The sequence below is a fragment of the Prevotella pectinovora genome (genome assembly GCF_041323955.1).
Taxonomy (GTDB): Bacteria; Bacteroidota; Bacteroidia; order Bacteroidales; family Bacteroidaceae; genus Prevotella; species Prevotella pectinovora.
In genome coordinates this window covers 2,774,323-2,794,853 of record NZ_JBGLIV010000001.1, presented here as the reverse complement: position 1 = coordinate 2,794,853, position 20,531 = coordinate 2,774,323, and the positions used below count along the sequence as shown (strand labels likewise).

General features: G+C 49.6%; 15 protein-coding genes. 10 read left to right on the top strand and 5 right to left on the bottom strand.

The features are described 5' to 3' along the window. Positions 1-34: 34 nt before the first annotated feature. From lgt to ACDC99_RS10885, 3 genes are all read right to left on the bottom strand, one after another. Positions 35-874 carry a prolipoprotein diacylglyceryl transferase gene (gene lgt, locus ACDC99_RS10895; protein ID WP_333682020.1) on the bottom strand — a complete coding sequence of 280 codons (840 nt, stop codon included), beginning with the start codon at positions 872-874 and terminating at the stop codon, positions 35-37. 67 nt (positions 875-941) lie between these two features. Next, positions 942-2,042 (bottom strand): redox-regulated ATPase YchF, encoded by a 1,101-nt coding sequence (gene ychF / locus ACDC99_RS10890; RefSeq protein ID WP_022316910.1) that lies wholly within the window; start codon positions 2,040-2,042, stop codon positions 942-944. 339 nt (positions 2,043-2,381) lie between these two features. After that, positions 2,382-3,506 carry an AAA family ATPase gene (locus ACDC99_RS10885; RefSeq protein WP_370756742.1) on the bottom strand — a complete coding sequence of 375 codons (1,125 nt, stop codon included), beginning with the start codon at positions 3,504-3,506 and terminating at the stop codon, positions 2,382-2,384. Between the two features lie 360 nt (positions 3,507-3,866). Here ACDC99_RS10885 and leuS point away from each other — a divergent pair, with 360 nt between their 5' ends. The 8 genes from leuS (at position 3,867) to ACDC99_RS10845 (ending at position 15,425) form a co-directional block, all read left to right on the top strand. Beyond that, positions 3,867-6,725 carry a leucine--tRNA ligase gene (gene leuS, locus ACDC99_RS10880; protein ID WP_370756741.1) on the top strand — a complete coding sequence of 953 codons (2,859 nt, stop codon included), beginning with the start codon at positions 3,867-3,869 and terminating at the stop codon, positions 6,723-6,725. 251 nt (positions 6,726-6,976) lie between these two features. After that, complete coding sequence (locus ACDC99_RS10875) at positions 6,977-7,942, top strand: YitT family protein (RefSeq protein WP_370756925.1); 966 nt, start codon at positions 6,977-6,979, stop codon at positions 7,940-7,942. Positions 7,943-8,154: 212 nt separating this feature from the next. Continuing rightward, a complete protein-coding gene (locus ACDC99_RS10870) occupies positions 8,155-8,766 on the top strand; it encodes a non-canonical purine NTP diphosphatase (RefSeq protein WP_044064391.1) in 612 nt (203 codons plus the stop codon). Between the two features lie 47 nt (positions 8,767-8,813). Beyond that, positions 8,814-10,934, top strand: coding sequence for a type IX secretion system anionic LPS delivery protein PorZ (gene porZ, locus ACDC99_RS10865; RefSeq protein ID WP_370756740.1), 2,121 nt, complete (start codon positions 8,814-8,816; stop codon positions 10,932-10,934). A 140-nt stretch (positions 10,935-11,074) separates the two neighbouring features. Next, entirely contained in the window at positions 11,075-12,613 is a 1,539-nt protein-coding gene (locus ACDC99_RS10860) for a phosphoethanolamine transferase (RefSeq protein ID WP_370756739.1), read from the top strand. 34 nt (positions 12,614-12,647) lie between these two features. Further along, positions 12,648-13,427, top strand: a complete 780-nt coding sequence (locus ACDC99_RS10855; protein ID WP_370756738.1) for a glycosyltransferase family 2 protein — start codon at positions 12,648-12,650, stop codon at positions 13,425-13,427. Continuing rightward, entirely contained in the window at positions 13,424-14,332 is a 909-nt protein-coding gene (locus ACDC99_RS10850; RefSeq protein WP_022316918.1) for a glycosyltransferase family 2 protein, read from the top strand. The genes ACDC99_RS10855 and ACDC99_RS10850 overlap by 4 nt, the downstream gene beginning before the upstream one ends. A 10-nt stretch (positions 14,333-14,342) precedes the next feature. Continuing rightward, positions 14,343-15,425 carry a glycosyltransferase family 4 protein gene (locus ACDC99_RS10845; protein ID WP_370756737.1) on the top strand — a complete coding sequence of 361 codons (1,083 nt, stop codon included), beginning with the start codon at positions 14,343-14,345 and terminating at the stop codon, positions 15,423-15,425. 15 nt (positions 15,426-15,440) lie between these two features. On the opposite strand, the gene ACDC99_RS10840 is transcribed toward ACDC99_RS10845, so the two are convergent. Next, the gene (locus tag ACDC99_RS10840) at positions 15,441-16,565 is read right to left on the bottom strand and encodes a glycosyltransferase family protein (protein WP_370756736.1); all 1,125 of its coding nucleotides are present in this window, start codon (positions 16,563-16,565) and stop codon (positions 15,441-15,443) included. A gap of 118 nt (positions 16,566-16,683) precedes the next feature. Beyond that, positions 16,684-17,676, bottom strand: a complete 993-nt coding sequence (gene nadA, locus ACDC99_RS10835; protein WP_022316921.1) for a quinolinate synthase NadA — start codon at positions 17,674-17,676, stop codon at positions 16,684-16,686. A gap of 1,011 nt (positions 17,677-18,687) precedes the next feature. Between nadA and rbfA the strand changes: the two genes are divergently transcribed. Further along, entirely contained in the window at positions 18,688-19,023 is a 336-nt protein-coding gene (rbfA, locus tag ACDC99_RS10830) for a 30S ribosome-binding factor RbfA (protein WP_022316924.1), read from the top strand. A 7-nt stretch (positions 19,024-19,030) separates the two neighbouring features. Further along, positions 19,031-20,260: an FtsX-like permease family protein gene (locus ACDC99_RS10825; RefSeq protein WP_288967422.1), complete on the top strand. Its 1,230-nt coding sequence runs from the start codon at positions 19,031-19,033 to the stop codon at positions 20,258-20,260. Positions 20,261-20,531 lie beyond the last annotated feature (271 nt).

Here is a 20,531-nt window from a genome sequence, read left to right as displayed (position 1 = left end):
CTGTGCTGCCCAGAGGGTTATCTGGTGTTGGGGATCATACTTTCTGTGCCAGCCATGTCATCCATTTCCCGCCTTTCATACACAATATGCCGATTACGACAAACGGTATCGACAGCAGCTGTCCCATGTCGAGTGGGAGAGAGGCCTCGAAAGCCTCCTGCACCTCCTTGGTGTATTCTATGAAGAAGCGTGCCGTGAAGATATATGTGAGACAGAGTCCGAAGAAGAATCCCGTGCCCACCTTCTGCGGTGATTTTCTGTAGAAATACAGTCCGATGACGAACAGCAGCGCATAGGCTATAGCCTCATACAGCTGCCCCGGGTGTCTTGGCTGCATGTCCACCTGCTGGAACACGAATGCCCATGGCACATCGGTCACTTTTCCTATTATCTCCGAGTTCATCAGGTTGCCAAGTCTTATGAAGCACGCCGTTATAGGCGTTGCTATGGCGATGTTGTCGAGCACCGTCCATAGGTTCAGCTTAGTCTTCCTGACGTATAGCAGCAGCGTGATGATGAGTCCCAACGTTCCGCCGTGGCTTGCCAGTCCGGCATATCCCGTAAAGCGCCATCCTCCGTCGGGCAGGAAGCGTATGGGTATCAACATCTCCACAATGTGCTGGCCTGAGGAGAGAAAATAGTCCGGTTCATAAAACAGACAGTGTCCGAGTCGTGCGCCGATGAGTATTCCGAGGAAGCAGTATATGAAGAGCGGTTCGAAGAGCGTCTCCTTGATTTTCTGCTGTATATACAGGCGCCTCACTATGAAGTATGCCGCCAGGAGTCCTATCAGCCAGCACAAGGCGTACCAGCGCATGGCGAAGGAACCTATCCTGAAGGCCTCTATGCTTGGGTTCCAGTCAATGAAAAGCATTTTCTATTTTTTATTCACATGTCGTTGACATGCTACGAGTTGACGAGTTGACGAGTTGACGAGGCGTCTACACGTTGAATCTGAAATGCATGATGTCGCCATCCTGCACCACATACTCCTTGCCTTCGATGCCGAGCTTTCCGGCTTCTCTCACGGCTGCCTCTGATCCATACTGGATATAGTCGGCATATTTTATCACCTCTGCACGGATGAAACCTTTCTCGAAGTCGGTGTGTATCACTCCTGCACACTGTGGCGCCTTCCATCCCTTGTGGTATGTCCATGCCTTTACCTCCATCTCTCCGGCGGTGATGAAAGTCTCGAGGTTGAGCAGCGAGTAGGCTTTCTTGATGAGTCGGTTCACACCACTCTCTTCCAGTCCGAGCTCGTCGAGGAACATCTTCTTGTCTTCGTATGTCTCCAGTCCGGCAATGTCTTCCTCTGTCTTTCCGGCTATCACGAGAGTCTCCGCTCCTTCTTCCTTTGCGATATCTTCGATGCGCTTTGAGTATTCGTTGCCTGTCTTGGCGGCAGTCTCGTCAACGTTGCATACGTAGAGCACAGGCTTTGCGGTGAGCAGGAAGAGGTTGCGTGCCGCTTCCTGTTCCTCCTTAGAGTCGAATTCCACGGTGCGTGCGTTCTTTCCCTGCTCCAGGGCTGCCTTGTAAGCCTCGAGCACACCCACTTCAACCTTGGCATCTTTGTTTCCTGCCTGTGCCACCTTCTGCTGCTTGCCCAGTCGCGCCTCTATGGTCTCCAGGTCTTTGAGCTGCAGCTCGGTGTCGATTATCTCCTTGTCGCGCACGGGGTCTATCGTTCCGTCCACGTGTGTGATGTTGTCGTCGTCGAAACAGCGCAGCACGTGGATGATGGCGTCGGTCTCACGGATGTTTCCGAGGAATTTGTTTCCGAGTCCTTCGCCCTTGCTTGCTCCCTTCACGAGTCCGGCGATGTCTACTATCTCGCAGGTTGCCGGCACGATGCGTCCGGGGTGTACTATCTCGGCGAGCTTCGTGAGTCGCTCGTCGGGCACGGTGATAACACCGACGTTAGGTTCTATAGTACAGAAAGGGAAGTTTGCCGCCTGTGCCTTAGCGCTTGAGAGGCAGTTGAAAAGAGTGGACTTTCCCACGTTAGGGAGTCCAACGATACCACATTTTAGTGCCATGTCTTAGTTTTATATTTATTCTTTATTGTTTTCTAAAAAACATTATTACCCTGCCCCTTATTCCGGAATTGGCATCCGGCAATGGGGGAGGGCAGAGCTTGCAAACAGCGACTGTATGGGCAAATGAAAATATCCGTGTCAACTCGTTTCCTCGTCAACCCGAATACCCGTCTGCCGGTCTTCTGTTTTTACTATCAATCTGCAAATATAAGAATTTTACACTCAACGGACGCATAATTTCGAGAAAACTGTTTGCCGCAGGCATATATTTCATTAAATTTTGCATTCCACGAGTGTAAAAAGGGATGTTTCATTTCTGCCTGCGCATGGTATGCCTGATCATAATCCTCTGAGCCAGACTCCGAAGAAGCGGTCGTACACGATGTATCCTTTGTCTGAAAGATATACATACTCTTCGTCAGCAAGATATTTCAAGGCTCTTTGCACGCTGCTTGCCGTCTTGAGCTGATGCCTGCTGATGAATGGTCCCGACATAGGTTCCGCCACGCTGCCTTCCCTTGCTATCGCCAGCAGAAGGTTTGCCTGGTTAGCTGTGAGCAGATGGAACAGACGTTTGTAGTCTTCTTCTTCTGACAGTATTATCTGACGCACCACCTCGTCCAGTTTCTTACGGGTTACTTCCATGTCGGAGAGACGGTAGAGGCGGTTCATCACTGCCTGTATATACCATGTCACTCCATCCACGCTGTCGTAGATATCATGGAAAACTTCCGGTGAGATGGAAACGTTTTTCTCTCTCAACTTATCCTCTGCAAAGGCAAAATAAACAGTCTCGTCGAGGGTATGCAGGCTCAATTTCTCCGTACTTCTGTAGAAGGGATGCTTTGGTGAATTGAACATTTCCATCATCATGTGCAAACGGCTTCCGGAAAATATGAAGCGGGCGTTGCTCATAGTCTGGATATGGGTGCGCAAGAGTGCTTCTACGTTTTTCTCAGGATATTCCAACACCTGCTGAAACTCATCGAAGGCAATGTAGCAACGGCGTTTTGACTGGGCTATATATGAGAATATCTCGTCGAGAGTGGATTCCGACGACTGTGGTGAGAAACTGAGCGACACCTGAGGAAGGCCGGTCATGAAGTCGGTAGACATCGTGATTTGACTACCCTTGAAAACCTTTGTTATCGCATTCTCGGCTTTCTGTAGCGGCGTGTCGAGTTTGCCGACTATCGCCTTGGCGAATGTCTGCACGAAATCATACAGAGAATTGGTGGCATAGATATCAATATAGAAGCAGACGGCATCGTTGTCCATCTCCTTTATCTTATGAAACACATGACGTATAAGACCTGTCTTGCCATACCTTCTCGGACTCATAAGGGTGAGATTGCAGCCATTTGTCAACGATGATATGATATCTTCGCTCTCTTTATTACGATCGCAGAAATACTCTGGTCCTTCGTATCCATACAACAAAAAAGGATTGTCTATCTTTCTCATAACCAACGTTTTGTTATCATTACGCATTTTGCGTTACGCATTTTGCGTAATCACTTTGCAAATATAACGATTTATTTGCTTACACACAATTTTATGGCACCTTTTCATTACACTTGCGGGTATTTCATTGCATTGACGAAAACCAGACGTTAGGACTTGCCGGTGAAAATGCAATTGAAGCTATTAACGACATCACACCCGACAGGGAATACATAATACTGAATGTCAAAGACATGACGAACTTGAACAAAAAAATATCAAAACTTGTAAATACAGAATATAATGACTAACTTTGCAGATTGAACTCAACATATAAATACAATTTTTATTCACGAAAAACAATAAAACACATATAACACAATGGAGTATAACTTCAACGAAATCGAAAAGAAATGGCGACAGAAGTGGGTGGAAGACAAGACCTATAAAGTCGTGGAAGACAAGGAGAAAAAGAAATTCTACGTGCTCAACATGTTTCCTTATCCTTCGGGAGCAGGACTCCATGTGGGACACCCGTTGGGATATATCGCCTCTGACATCTACGCAAGATACAAGAGACAGAACGGATTCAACGTGCTCAACCCGATGGGATACGACGCTTACGGACTGCCGGCGGAGCAGTATGCCATACAGACAGGACAGCATCCGGCAGTGACCACAGAGACTAATATCGCAAGATACAGAGAACAGCTCGACAAAATAGGATTCTCGTTCGACTGGGACAGAGAGGTGCGCACATGCGACCCAAAATACTATAAGTGGACACAGTGGGCTTTCCAGAAGATGTTCAAATCATTCTACTGCCAGAAATGCCAGAAGGCAATGCCTATCGAAGAGCTGGTGAAGATGTTTGAAGAGAAAGGCAGCGAGGCGGCAGAGAACGTGGCAAAGAGCGAGGAACTGACATTCACCGCCGAGGAATGGAAGCAGATGACGGAGAAGGAGCAGCAGCAGGTGCTCATGAACTACCGCATAGCATACATCGGAGAGACGATGGTGAACTGGTGTGCCGGTCTCGGCACGGTGCTCGCCAACGACGAGGTGGTGGACGGTGTGTCGGAACGCGGAGGATTCCCCGTGGTGCAGAAGAAGATGCGCCAGTGGTGTCTGCGCGTCAGCGCTTACTCACAGAGACTGCTCGACGGACTGGACCAGGTGGACTGGACTGACAGCATCAAGGAGACCCAGCGCAACTGGATTGGACGCTCGGAAGGAACGGAGATGAACTTCAAAGTGGCCGGACAGGACTGGGACTTCACCATCTTCACAACACGTGCCGACACTATCTTCGGAGTGACATTCATGGTGCTGGCGCCTGAGAGCGAACTCGTGGAGAAACTCACCACAAGCGAACAGAAGGCTGAGGTGGACGAATATCTCGCCTATGTGAAGAAGCGCACAGAGCTCGACCGCATGGCAAACCACAAGGTTACGGGAGTGTTCTCCGGCTCTTATGCCGTGAACCCTTTCACGGGCGAGAACATCCCTGTATGGATTTCTGAATACGTGCTCGCAGGATACGGTACGGGAGCCATCATGGCTGTGCCTGCCCACGACTCACGCGACTACGCATTCGCTAAACATTTCAACCTGCCTATAATCCCGCTCATCGAGGGTGCCGACGTTAGCGAGGAGAGCTTCGACGCTAAAGAGGGAACGGTGTGCAACTCACCGGCACCAACAGCAAAGAACGCCATCGCCGGATTCTCGCTCAACGGACTGAGCGTGAAGGAGGCTATCGCAACGACAAAGAAATACGTTACGGAGAATGGCATCGGAAATGTGAAGGTGAACTACCGCCTGCGCGACGCCATATTCTCACGACAGAGATACTGGGGTGAGCCATTCCCCGTATACTACAAGGACGGTATGCCATACATGGTGCCGGAAGAGTGTCTGCCTGTGGAACTGCCTGAAGTAGACCAGTATAAGCCTACGGAAACAGGCGAGCCGCCATTGGGACACGCCAGGAAATGGGCTTGGGACACGGAGAAGAACGAAGTGGTGGACAAGGCGCTCATCAACGACACCACGATTTTCCCGCTGGAGCTGAACACCATGCCGGGATTCGCCGGTTCGTCGGCTTACTACCTGAGATATATGGACCCACACAACGACAAGGCACTCGTGGCAAAGGATGTGGACGAATACTGGCAGAACGTGGACCTCTACGTGGGAGGTACGGAGCATGCCACAGGACACCTCATCTACTCGCGCTTCTGGAACAAGTTCCTGTATGACTACGGATGCTCTTGCAAAGAGGAGCCATATCAGAAACTCGTGAACCAGGGAATGATACAGGGACGCTCTAACTTCGTATACCGCATAAACAGCGACGACCACTCCAAGGCACCGGTGTTCGTGAGCCTCGGACTGAAAGACCAATATGAGACTACTCCGATACACGTTGACGTGAACATCGTGAACGCTGACGTGCTAGATCTGGAGGCTTTCAAGAAATGGAGACCTGAATATGAGAACGCCGAGTTCATACTGGAAGACGGAAAATACATCTGCGGATGGGCAGTAGAGAAGATGTCGAAGTCGATGTTCAACGTGGTGAACCCCGACATGATCGTAGAGAAATACGGTGCCGACACTCTGCGCCTGTATGAGATGTTCCTCGGTCCGGTGGAGGCAAGCAAGCCTTGGGACACCAACGGCATCGACGGTTGCCACCGCTTCCTGAAAAAGCTATGGGGACTGTTCTTCAGCCGCGACGGACAATTCCTGCCAACCGACGAAGAGCCTACGGCAGAACAGCTGAAGAGCATACACAAGCTCATCAAGAAGGTGACCCGCGACATTGAGCACTTCTCATACAACACGAGCATCTCGGCATTCATGATTTGCGTGGGAGAACTGCAGCAGATGAAATGCCACAGCAAGATGGTGCTGCAAGACCTCGTGGTTCTCATCTCGCCATTCGCACCGCATGTGGCAGAGGAGCTGTGGCATCAGCTCGGCAACGAGACTACGGTTTGCGACGCCAAGTGGCCTGAGTTCAACGAGAAATATCTCGTGGAAAGCAGCATGCAGCTCACGATATCGTTCAACGGAAAGGCGCGCTACCAGAAGACATTCCCCGTTGACGCCGACAACGAGACGATAAAGAACGAGGTGCTCGCCGACGAGAAGAGCCAGAAATACCTCGAAGGCAAACAGGTTGTGAAAGTCATCGTGGTGCCTAAGAAAATCGTTAACGTGGTGATAAAATAATCCTCATACAATCCCTTCCCTGACCTGCTGCCGATAAATGGCGGATGGAGCAGGGGAGGGGATTGGAAACATTCTGAGAAGAAAGAAACAAGGCCTGGCAAAGAGAAAAACCGGCCCTATAAATAACCTTAACTCATATACTAATCAAACAGCAGAGACCAGGAGTCTCTAACAACTAACTTTTTATTATGGCAACTGACAACAACAATGCAGCTTTCGCACAGAAAAATGGTGGCGGAATAATACAATTCATGAGAAGTAACGCCGGCAAGGCGCTGGGAAGAGAGATAAAAGACTATTTCTTCATCACTCTCGGACTTATGCTATACACATTCGGATTCACCGTCTTCCTATTGCCATACGAGATTGTAACGGGCGGTATCGCCGGTGTAGGAGCCATCGTGTTCTATGCAACGAAATTTCCGGTGCAGTGGACTTTCTTCATCATCAACGCCGCGCTCATAGTGGCGGCACTGAAGATACTGGGATGGCGGTTTCTGGCAAAGACAATCTATGCCACATTCGCACTGACCGTGATGCTCGACATAGCGCAGAAAGTGGTGGAGATGCCCGACGGCACTTTCTATAAGCTGATGGGAGAGGGCAACGACTTCATGTCGCTCGTCATCGGATGTATGCTCACGGGAACGGCGCTCGCCATCGTGTTCCTCAACAACGGCAGTACAGGCGGTACCGACATCATCGCGGCGGTGGTGAACAAATACCACAATATCTCGCTCGGTATGGGACTTATCATGGTGGACCTCGGTATCATCAGCAGCAGCTTGCTCATCGAATCCTTCGGTACGTTCCCAGAGAGATGCACGATGGTGGTGTTCGGACTATGTACGATGTTCATCGAATGCAACATGCTCGACTTCGTGATGAACTGGCAGCGACAGTCCGTGCAGTTCATGATATTCTCAAAGAAACACCAGGAGATTGCCAACGCCATAGCAAAGGAGACCGAGCACACAATGACAATACTCGACGGTCACGGATGGTATTCCGGCGACCCTATAAAGGTGATCTGCCTCATGGCAAAGAAAAGGGAAAGCGTGGAAATCTTCCGCGTCATAAAGTCTATAGACCCTAATGCCTTCGTAAGCCAAAGCAGCGTGCAGGGCGTATTCGGAGAGGGCTTCGATCCGATAAAGGTGAAGGTGAAGGCACAGAAACTGGAAAAGGAAATGAAAAAACAACAGGAGAATGCTTGACAAATAGAAGAAGACCCCTCCTGACATTCCCCAGAAGAGAGAGAGACAGTACTCAGAATATATAAGGAAGTATGAGGAAAATAATACTGTCTCTCACACAAGGAGATGTCAGGAGGGGTCTTGCTGACTTGTAAACTCATAAGACTTGTCTTCTCGTCAACTCGTTTACTTGTCAACTCGTCAACTTGTCTACTCGTCAACTATAAATAAACATGAAAATAGTATTTGCAACAAACAACGCTCACAAACTGGAAGAAGTGAGAAACATTCTTGGAAACAAATTCCAGGTATTGTCGCTCAACGACATTGAATGCCACGTGGATATTCCGGAGACAGGAAAGACTCTGGAAGAAAATGCCATGATAAAGGCAAAATACGTGTTTGAACATTATCATATCAGTGTGTTTGCCGACGACACAGGACTCGAAGTTGAAGCTCTCGGCGGAGAACCCGGAGTATATTCTGCAAGATATGCGGGAGGCGACGGACACGACAGCGAGGCAAACATGAAGAAGCTGCTCGCCAACCTCAAGGGAGAGGAAAACCGCAAGGCGCGTTTCCGCACCGTGATAGCCTATATCCTGAAAGACGAAGACTCGGACGGTATAGCTGCCCAGGGAGAGATGGAAGGCATAGTGGAAGGCGAGATAACGGAAGAAAAGAAGGGAGAGTCGGGATTCGGCTACGACCCTATATTCCAGCCTACCGGCTACGACAAGACATTCGCCGAACTCGGCAACGACATAAAGAACAAAATCTCTCATAGGGCAAGGGCTGTGGAGAAATTCGCACAATTCCTCTTTTCCGCCACCTGTCAGCAATAATTCAGCAGGTTGTTGCGTTATAAGAGAAAACAATAAAGAAAAAAAAAATGCGCAGACACTTCATATCACTCCTCACATTGCTCGCCGCAATGACGACAAACGCCGGAGCACAGAATCTGGACAAATGGAAGGCATATATGGCTTATGGAAAGATTACAGACATAGAGCCTGCCGGAAACATGGTTTATGTGCTCAGCTCCGGCGACTTGTTCTCATACAACATCACGGACGGAAGCGTGGCGACATACGACAAGGTGTTCCCGCTCAGCGAATGCACAATATCGCAGATAGCATGGAACAACACGGCGAAGAAGCTTATCATTGTATACGACAACTACAACATCGACCTGCTCGACAACAAGCTGAACGTGACGAACATCGCGGGCTACTACGACAAGACGATGACGGTAAGCAAGGATGTAAACAAGGTGGTGATAGAGGGCAGTCTGGCATATCTGTGTACGGCTTTCGGACTGGTGCAGATTGACATGAAGGAGGGACTTATCCTCGACACCTACAATCTGGGAAAGAATGTTACCGACTGTGCCTTCAGCGGAAACAAGATATACGTGAACACCAGCGACGGAATACTGGCAGCCGACAAGTCGGCAAACCTGCTCGACAAGTCTAACTGGCACGCCACGACAGACAATGTGTCGTTCAACCATGCCAACGACATCGCCACGACATGGGACAACGGATATCTGCAATACGTGGCCTACGACAAGACAAACAAATGCTACTGGACCAACCAGGAGGACGAGAAGCTGCAGGCATACACCGTTACCGCCGACGGCACGAAGACCGTGACGCTGAGCGACATAAATCCCGTAGGTACACCGAAATACAATACCATCGGTTTTCTGAAGATAAGGAACGGAAAGCTCTATACCTGCAACGGTGGAGAGTGGGACAGGGAAAAGCCAGCCACGATACAGGTGTACGACATCGACGGCAATACCTGGACTACTTACGACGACAAGGGAATAGCAGAGAAATACGGTATCATATATAAGGATATGCTTTGTCTCGACATCGACCCCAAAAACGACAACCACGTGATGGCTGGATCACAAAGCGGACTATACGAATTTCTCGACGGAAAACTGATCAACAGATTTGACTACAAAAACAGTCCGATATCCTTCGTCGACGGTCTGGAAGGTGATCCGAACTATCAGATCATCACATCGTTGTTCTACGACAAAGACAACACGCTGTGGGTAATAAACCATCAGGCTATAAACAAAGGAATACTGAAATATTCTGCCGACGGCAAATGGTCGTCGCCAGACAAGACCATAAACCACCTCTCCGTGAACAATGCCAAGATCATGGGATACGACTCTCATGGCAGGATTTGGATAAATAACGGACGAAATGCCAACCCCGGAGTGTATTGCTACTCTGCCGACGGCAACAATCTATATAGCTACACGCATTTCGTGAACGAGGACATGGCGGAAATAAGCGGTATCGAGAGATGCAAGACGCTCGCCGAAGACAGAAGCGGCAATATTTGGGTGGGAACTAACGTTGGTCTCTTCGAACTGACAGAGGAATACCAGCGCGACCCGTCGCTCGGCTTCTATCAGGTAAAGGTACCCCGCAACGACGGTACCAACTATGCCGACTATCTGCTTGCCGGACTCGACATCACCACGATGGCAATAGACAATGCCGACCGCAAGTGGATAGGCACGAGCCGCGACGGCGTGTATGTCATAAGCAGCGACAACATGGTGCAGGAGGCTCACTTCCTGGCATCAAACAGCTGTCTGCTCGCCGACGGTATTTTCGATATAGAGATAGACAAGCAGACGGGAACGGTATATATAGGAACTGAAAAGGGCCTGTGCTCAGTGGAAAGCAATGCCGTGGCTACCAACGAGAGCATGAGCAAAGACAACGTATGGGCTTATCCGAATCCCGTGAAGCCTGACTATACGGGACTCATCAACATAGTAGGACTTGCCTACGACAGCGACGTGAAAATCACAACCACAAACGGTGTGCTCGTGGCTGAAGGACGAAGTACCGGAGGATCCTTCCAATGGAACGGATGCGACAAGAAGGGCAGGAGAGTGGCAAGCGGCATATATATGGTGAACACAGCGACGCAGAGCGGCGACAGCGGCACGGTATGCAAGATTGCGGTGATAAACTAAGTCTCTCTCTATATATATATTTATATGGTGATATAACCAAGCCTATATAATATATTAACAAGGAAAAACAACGGTATGACGCCCAAGTGCTTTATCAAGCGTTTTGTCCATTATATATAAAAACAAGGAAATAAAGACAGATGAAATATTCGATAAGGAAGAAATGGAATGAGATGAGGGGATTCGTCTTCTTCACACTGGCAATAACGCTGCTGTGGGGAATGGAATTTGCCTTTGCCGACTTCTACGACTCACCATGCAACAGCATGAAAGACTTTGTGGGACAGGCTTTCCAATGGGGAGCGATAGAGATGACAACCTTTGTCTTCATCTGGATGATAGCAGCAAACAAATATGTCTTCGCCGTGGCGTATCCGCTGCTGACTGCACTGACTTCTGCCGTGGCGTTCTTCCGCTATACAATGAAGGTCACGGTGACGCCGATGACCATAGACCTAACCTTCACCAACGACCTCACAACGACATCTGACATGATAACGCTGCCGCTCATACTTTTTATCCTCATAAATATCATCGCGGCTATATTCATAGCGAGATGGCGATTCAGAAGGCTGGACAATCTGAAATGGCAATGGATACACATCATCGTCTGCATGGCACTGATATACGGCATTTTCCACAACGGACGACTTGGAATACCGGTTTCCAACCGTCTGCCCTTCAATATCTATGCCTCGCTAAACGAATATCTCGGCAACAAGCGCATCGTGGCAGACAAGCGTCCTGCCTTCGGCGGAAAGACGACATGTGGCACTGACAGCATCGACGTGGTGTTCATCATCGGTGAGACGCTGCGTGCCGACCACATGCAGATCAACGGATATGCAAGGCCCACCACGCCGCTGCTGGCAAAGGAGAAGAACGTGGTGTCACTGCCTAACATAGAGTCAGAATACTGGTTCACCCACGAGAGCGTGCCGTATATCATGACCAGGGCCGACCACAACACCAAGGACAGGGCATATACAGAACGGTCGTTCATCGACATCTTCAAGAGAGCCGGCTACCACACATCATGGATTTCAAACCAGGAGAGCGTTCCCACATTCATATATTTCATGAAGGAGGCAGACAAGCTGACGTATGTAAACGGCGGCAAGTCGCTATATATCTATGACTCATGGCTCGATGACGATGTGCTGCCCCCTCTTGACAGTGCACTGACAAGCGGAAAGTCAAACAGCCGCAACCTTATCGTCATACACAGCATTGGTTCACACTGGTGGTATAACGCCCATTATCCCAAGTCGGCAGCCCGCTGGAAACCGGAACTGACGAGTCGCGTGATAACGGAGAACAGCCGGCAACAATTCATAAACTCCTACGACAACACCGTATTATATTCCGACAGTTTCTGGCATCAGGTGAGAGAACGCCTGCGCCATCGCAACGCCATAGTGATATATCTCTCCGACCATGGCGAAAATCTGGGCGAAGACGGACAATATACACATGCCAACGACACCAAGGAAGTGAGAAACGCCGCCTGCTGGATATGGTGCTCCGACAAATACAAGAGCCGTTATCCAGAGAAATACGCAGCCCTGGAGAGAAACGCCAAGAAGAAATACAACACGGCATTCCTCTTCCATTCCATCATCGATGCCGGCGACATCAGCACTCCTTACATCGACAAGAAGTATGATGTATTCAAGTAGGCAAGGACAATGAAACAATTTCAATAACTATATAATGATTACCGTCTGCATAGCGACATACAACGGATCGAGATATATCCGCCAGCAACTCCTGTCCATCCTGCCACAACTGGCAGAGACGGACGAGATTGTCGTGTCCGACGACGGATCGACAGACGATACATCTGAAATAGTGCGCTCCATCGGCGACAAGAGGATAAGGATTGTGGATAACCGCAAAGGAGAAGGTGGAAAACATTATCACAAGGAAGAAGATGGAAAGCATTATCACAAGGAAGAAGGTGGAAAAAACGCCCTCAGCAACAGTCTGACACAGAACTTCGAAAATGCCCTGCGCCATGCTAATGGCGATTATATCTTCCTCTCCGACCAGGACGACGTGTGGATGGAAAACAAGGTGGCAGTATGCATGGAAGTCCTGCGCAGCCACCACTGTGTGGTCAGCGACGCCATAGTGACAGACAAAGACCTCAACACCACCAACGACTCTTTCTACAAGATGATAAAGATGAAACCCGGCAGATTCTACAACCTGCTGTGGCACAACGGATATACGGGGTGCTGCATGGCTTTCAGACGCGACGTGATGCAGAAAGCGCTGCCCTTTCCTGCCGACATACCGATGCACGACATCTGGATAGGCAACGTGGCGGCTTTCTTCTTCGACGTGGCATTCATCAACGACCGACTGATATATTTCCGAAGACACGAGAGCGCCGCGTCGTGCAACGGCAAAGGAAGCCGCTTCTCGACGGCAAGGCAGATTCTCTTCAGATGGAAAACAATAAAGAACCTAATAACACACAAATCATGACATTGAGCGTAATCATCCCGATATACAATGTGGAAAAGATGCTGCGACGATGTGTTGACAGCGTGAGAATACAGGGATTCGACGATATCGAGATACTTCTCATCAACGATGGTTCGACCGACGGTAGCGGAATCATCGCTGAGGAGTATGCCGCTACATACAAGAACATAAAATACTGGAAGAAGGAGAACGGCGGACTCTCCGATGCCCGCAACTTCGGCATCGAGAGGGCAGAGGGTGACTATATCACCTTCGTAGACAGCGACGACGAACTGGCTCCCAATACCTACAGTCCGCTGATAGCATTGCTGCAGGAACATCCGTTTCTCGACATACTGGAATATCCCATGCTGCAGCGACCGGGACTACGCGACGAGACCCTATTCAATCCCGGCAACCATCTCTTCAAAGACGCCCTCGACTGGCTGGCATACAAGGGAACGGAGCACTGTTGGGCATGCAACAAAATATACAAGAGAAGCCTTTTCAATAACGTGGCATTCGAGAAAGGCAAAAAATTTGAAGACATCCTACTCATGGCACTGCTGATAAAGCAGAAGCCGATAATAGCCACCATAGACAAAGGCAGATACCTATACCACTACAACGACAACGGCATAGCGGCTACCGACAAGAGCAACGGACTGTCGTCGCTGCTCGACGCCCAGCTGCATCTCGTCAGCCAACTGAACATCAACACCAGGGAGCGCCGCTGGCACCGTGTGTATATGGATATGCTGACGGCACAGCTTTATTCATACCAGAAGACAGGAAAAATAAGACTGGCACAACAGCACGTGTCCCTCTTCGGCTATGCCACATGGAAAGACACACTGAAGGCGATGTTCGTGAACACCATAGGACTGGAACGCACCTGCCGCCTGTTCGGCAGGATGAAAAGGTAAGGAAACAAACATGAAAATAACATATATAGTAGAAGATTTCTCTGAAAACGGAGGTGTGGAACGCATCGTGACAGAAAAGGCAAACACACTGGCTACCGAATACGGACATGAAGTGAGCGTGGTGTCGGTTTACGACGACAAGCGCAGAGAGCTATACCATCTTGACGAAAGCATCAAGATGGTGCATCTCGGTGTGCCGTTCGCCGACAAGCACCACGGCAAGCTGATAAAGCTCATCAGCCGCACTAACACGCTGATGACGGCAGCCCGACGACTGAACAAGACTATAAAGAGCCTGCAGCCCGACATAATATTCTTCACCACCACCCTCGGAGCACTGCTCCTCCCCCTGTGCCACACCAAGGCACGCAAGATATACGAGTCGCATCTGGCACGTCCGTTCACCCCCTACCATCGTATGTTCTCCATTATGGAGCGCAAAGCCGACACCGTGGTATGCCTCACAAACGGCGATGCCATGGAATATTCCAACGCACGCCGCACGTTGGTGATTCCGAACTTTATCAGGAAGCCGGCGAAGAGAGTGGAGGACTATAGCGTGAAACGGGCTATCGCCGTGGGCAGACTGGAAGAGCAGAAGGGATTTCTTCCGCTCATAGACCACTGGAAAGATATTGCCCGGCTGCATCCCGACTGGCATCTCGACATATATGGTGACGGTTCGCAGCGCGCCATGCTGCAGGCTGAGATAGAGAGACTCGGCATGCAGGAGCATATAACACTCTGCGGACGGTCGAACAACATCATGGACGTATATCCGCAGTACAGCCTGCACATCATGCCCTCTCTATACGAAGGACAGCCAATGGCGCTGATAGAGGCACAGTCGTGCGGACTGCCATCCGTGGTGTTCGATTTCGACTTCGGTGCCTCCGACATCGTGCGCAACGGCTACAACGGCATCATTGTGGAGCAAAGCCACTACTCGTCGCTCATCAAGGGTATCACCACGATGATGGACTCCGAAGCCCTCAGACGCCAATACGGCGACAACGCCATAGCCGGAAGCCACGCGTATTATAAAGAAAATGTATTTGGAAAATGGATACAGTTGTTGAACCCTGACCGGTAATCATACCGTTTGGGGTTAAATGAGAAGAGATGACCTGTACATCTCTTCATACATCTCTGCCACCTTTCTGTAGTCATGGTATTTCTTCACGAATGCCATGCTCTGGCGGGAGAGCCTTTCTATCATACCGTCGGTAAAGAGAGCCTTTTCTATTATCGCCATGTTCTCGGCATCCGACAGTTCCGGACTCACGTTGATTATAGGACGCAGTTCTTTCTCGCCAATGAAATCATAATATTCCTCCTCTCCGCCACCTATCACCACAGTGCCGAGCGCCATTGCCTGCAAGGAATTCATCGACGGGGTGAAACTGTAGAGCTGGTCAACGAGCACGTCAGCCTCGGCAAGCATCCGCTTGTATTCTTCGAGCGGCACACCCTCCACATATCTTATCTCCATCCTGCCGGGATGGCGCAGCTTGATTGCTTCGAGCCATTCCGCCATACGCATGGCACCCTTCATGAAGTCGCGCTTGGGCTGTATGCCCACGAGAATTTTCACCACACCGCCGTTTTCCTTCCTTCTGGCGCATTCCGTCCCGTTCTGTGGCAGAATCATAGGCAGCGGCAGATAATGAAGCTTACGGGCAAAAGAATCCACATTATAGCACAACCAGTATTCATACAGGCAAGCCACGAGAGCGTCGGCCTTTGCCGATGTATACCGCCAGCAGCCATACGCCCCATGCAGCAGCACCTCGTCGATACGCTCCGCATTCTCTGCCATATTCTGCGGTCTGCCGTTCCAATACGTGTCGCTATATCTCGGCACTCCTTTTTTCTGGCGCGCGAAAATCTGAGGGTCATCGCCGAAACAGCCCTTCACGGTCTTCTTGTTCAGAAGTCTGAGGAAAAAGAAAAGCAGTTTGTTCCACCCGTATTTCAGTGGAACAAACTGATAGTTGTGTATCTGAACAATATCGTTGCCTACGAGTTGCGGCAGGTGTCTCGCAATCTGCCATAACACTTTCAGTCCGCTCAGTTTTCCCCACTTTCTGTCTCTCCTCAGGTCAATGTCTCTCGGAGCGTCGTGCCATCCGTTGCCGTCAGACATGGTCACTACGGTATGTCCGCGCTCCTGGAGTCCTTTTTTCAGAGTGTTATGCAGAAAACTGGCTTCGCCAACCAACAATATTTTCATTATCTATTAGTATAACTGATAAGTCTCTCCCCATCTCCCCAAGAGAGGGGGGAGGAGAAGCCTGTGTATATAAAGCAGACGAGTTGTCAATCCGTCAACTCATCTGCCAAAGAATTCCTTAACTCAGCTCAAGCATTCTCTCGATAGGCTTCACAGCGTCGCGGGCGATTTCAGGAGCCACTTCCACTGTAGGCCACTCACATTTCAGAGCGTTGTAAATCTTGCGCAGCGTGTTCATCTTCATATAGTCACACTCGTTGCAAGAGCAGCCCAGCGAACCCTCGCTCACCTCTGGCGGCACAGGGATGAAAGTCTTCTCCGGACACTTGTTCGTCATCTCATACAATATTCCGGACTCCGTAGCCACTATAAACTCCTTAGTGTCGCTCTCCACGGCATGCTTCAGCAACACAGCAGTAGAGCCCACCACGTCGGCAAGCGCTACCACCGGTCCTTTACACTCCGGATGCACAAGCACCTCAGCTCCCGGATGCTCCTTCTTCAGTCTTACTATCTCCTGTGCCGAGAAGCGCTCATGCACGTGGCATCCGCCGTTCCACAGCAGCATGTTTCTTCCCGTCACACTGTTGATATACGAGCCGAGGTTGTAGTCAGGACCGAAGATCAGCTTCTCGTCCTTCGGGAAGGTGTCAACGATCTTCTTTGCGTTTCCGCTCGTCACCACCACATCCGTCAGCGCCTTCACCGCCGCCGTGGTGTTAACATAGCTCACCACCTTATATCCAGGATGCTCCTCCTTGAATTTCTTCAGGTCTTCAGCCTTGCATGAGTCAGCGAGCGAACATCCCGCATTGAGGTCAGGACAGATTACCGTCTTCTCCGGTGAGAGAATCTTGCAGGTCTCCGCCATGAAATGCACTCCACACATCACGATGATGTCAGCCTTCGTGTCGGCAGCCTTTCTCGCCAGTGCGAGCGAGTCTCCGATGAAGTCAGCCACCTGCTGGATGTCGCCGGTGGTATAGTAGTGTGCGAGAATCACAGCGTTTTTCTCCTTGCACAAGTTTCTTATCTCTTTGGCCAGGTCTACGCCGTCGGCCACAGGTTCGTCGATATAACCTTTCTCGACCCACTTCTTGTCAACAGTCATATTATTATATTTCTTTTTTGTTTTTAATTTTTAAATTCAAATATGTGTAGTATGATATGCTGTGGATTTGTTCATAACTTCTGTCGTATTTCCTTGGTCATTTCCTTGTCAACACAATATCTTGGTTTATCAACAGGTTATTATGTGTCTTTCTTTCTCTATTTCAGCATGAAAGCCCATTTATCCACAATTTCCACATTCGGTGCAAAGATAATAAGTTTATATCTTTTGCTGCTCCTTTTTCGTGGAAAAGTTTTCTAATAGTTGTTTATAAGCTTGTGGATATCCACAGGGATTTTTGATTTCTTTTTTTGCTGTGGATAAAGTACAACTTATCAACACGGTTATCAACAGGGTTTTCCACAACTGTGTGGGAAGGATAAAATTATATGTAATGGATAGGGTAAATATGTACTTTTTGGGGCACGGTGCTTGCCCCATATGGGAAAGCTGCTTTCTCAACATGGGCAAGCAGCTTTCCCATGATGGGCAGAATTGCTTTCCAACGGTTGCCCGATACGGGCATTTATATCCATGTTTATGTTTACAGAATTCAGACAACGGTGAATAGGGGTGAGTCTTCCTCTTACTATACATTGTGATTCTTCCCCATGCAGCTATATTACCGTACCGCTACGGTTATAATTACCGGTTGTGGATAATAGTGTGGACAACAGTGGTATTAGATTAAAAACCAAAGTCTGATTCTGCCATTCTCTTCTTGCCTGTCTTCCCCCCTGATCCTTGCGAAACTTGGGCTTACTTACACAATAATAATTAATAAATTTGGGAGTTTACCCTATTATCATTACTTTTGTATTTAAGTTTCCATACTATTCGCCCATTGGCAGCATTGTGGATAACTTTGCTGACAATACGGTGCCTCGCCATGAAAAGTCCCTGCAGAGAGGGGACTGGCGACAGGTGCAGGGATTGTGGAAAAATATGCCATCCGCATAGCCTGCACCACAAGAGAAAGAATTGAAAAATAAAAAAACAGAAGATTACAAAATGCAAGAGACAAGACAAAATCGTATAGCAAGACTCCTGCAGAAGGAGCTGAGCCTTATTTTCCAGAGTCAGACAAGAGCCATGCACGGAGTGATGGTGTCGGTGACGAGGGTCAGGGTGAGTCCAGACCTCAGCATCTGCACGGCATATCTGAGCATCTTCCCGTCGGACAAGGGAGAGGAGATAATAGAAAACATCAGAAAGAACGAGAAGACGGTGCGCTACGACCTCGGTCAGCGGGTGCGCAACCAGCTGCGAATCATTCCGGAGCTGCGCTTCTTCATCGACGACTCACTCGACTATATTGAGCATATCGACGAGCTTCTGAAGAAATAGGAGAGTCATGAATTTTCCATTCTACATAGCACGCCGTTACCTCTTCTCAAAGAAGAGCACACACGCCATAAACATCATCAGCTGCATCAGTGCCGTTGGTGTGGCAGTGGCCACGATGGCTCTCGTGGTGACACTCAGTGTGTTCAACGGTTTCCACGACCTCGTGGCATCGTTCTTCACATCCTTCGACCCGCAGATTGAACTTGTGCCTGCAGAGGGAAAGACGGCACCTGCCGACGACCCGCTGCTGCAGAAGGTGAGAAAGCTGCCGGAGGTTGACGTGGCGTCGGAGTGTGTGAAAGACCAGGCACTCGCCATATACAAGGGCAAGCAGACCATGGTGTGGGTGATGGGCGTTGACGACAACTTCGAACGTATGTCGCGCATCGACGACATACTGTATGGCGACGGCACGTTTCTGCTCCAGGCTGCAAACCTGAACTTTGCCGTGGTGGGCATACGCCTCGCCGAGACTCTCGGCATGAATGCCAACTGGGACGGCAACCTGATGATATACGCTCCGCGGAAGACAGGACAGCTCGACCTCGCCAATCCATCCGACGGATTCGTAGTTGACTCGCTGATTTCACCGGGAGTGGTCTTCATGGTGAAACAGGGAAAATACGACCGCGACCACGTGATAGTGCCTATCACCATGGCGCGCACACTGTTTGAACAGCAGGGAATGCTGTCGTCGCTGCAGATTCGCCTAAAGAACGGCAGCGACCTCAATGCCGTGAAGGAGAAGATGCAGGAGATCGTCGGCAACCGCTACCGTGTGCTCGACCGCTATGAGCAGCAGGCAGACACGTTCCGGATAATGAAGGTGGAGAAATTCATTGCATATATCTTCCTCACGTTTATCCTCATCGTGGCGAGCTTCAATATCATAGGTTCGATATCCATGCTGATAATCGACAAGAAGGATGATGTGGTGACGCTCAGGAATCTCGGTGCTACAGACCGTCAGATATCCCGTATCTTCCTCTTTGAGGGCAGACTGATATCCTTCTTCGGAGCATTGGCAGGAATACTCATCGGACTGCTTCTCTGCTGGCTTCAGCAGCAGTTCGGCATCGTGGCGCTGGGACAGTCGAGCGGCACATTCGTAGTGGATGCCTATCCCGTAAGCGTGCATCCGGAAGACGTGCTCGTGGTGTTTGCCACGGTGATTGCGGTAGGTTTCCTGGCGGTGTGGTATCCTGTGAGATATTTTTCACGCCGTCTGTTGGGCTGACGGCGTGTAGCGGCAGGATAGTAGACGAGTCTACAGATAGACGAGTCGTCAACTCATATAGAAATACAAAGCGGATTGCAAGTGCCAGGAGGGCAGGTTCTTACCTGATAGTCCCCGTTGCTTGCAATCCGCTTTTCCTTTGTAGTGTTTCTGGAAATGTGATACTTTCCTATTCTATGGCATTCCAGTCCAAGAGACCTTTACCTTCTTCGTCAAGTTCGATGGCTAATCCCATTACCTTGCGTTTGTCAGCCTTGTAAGGTTCCATATA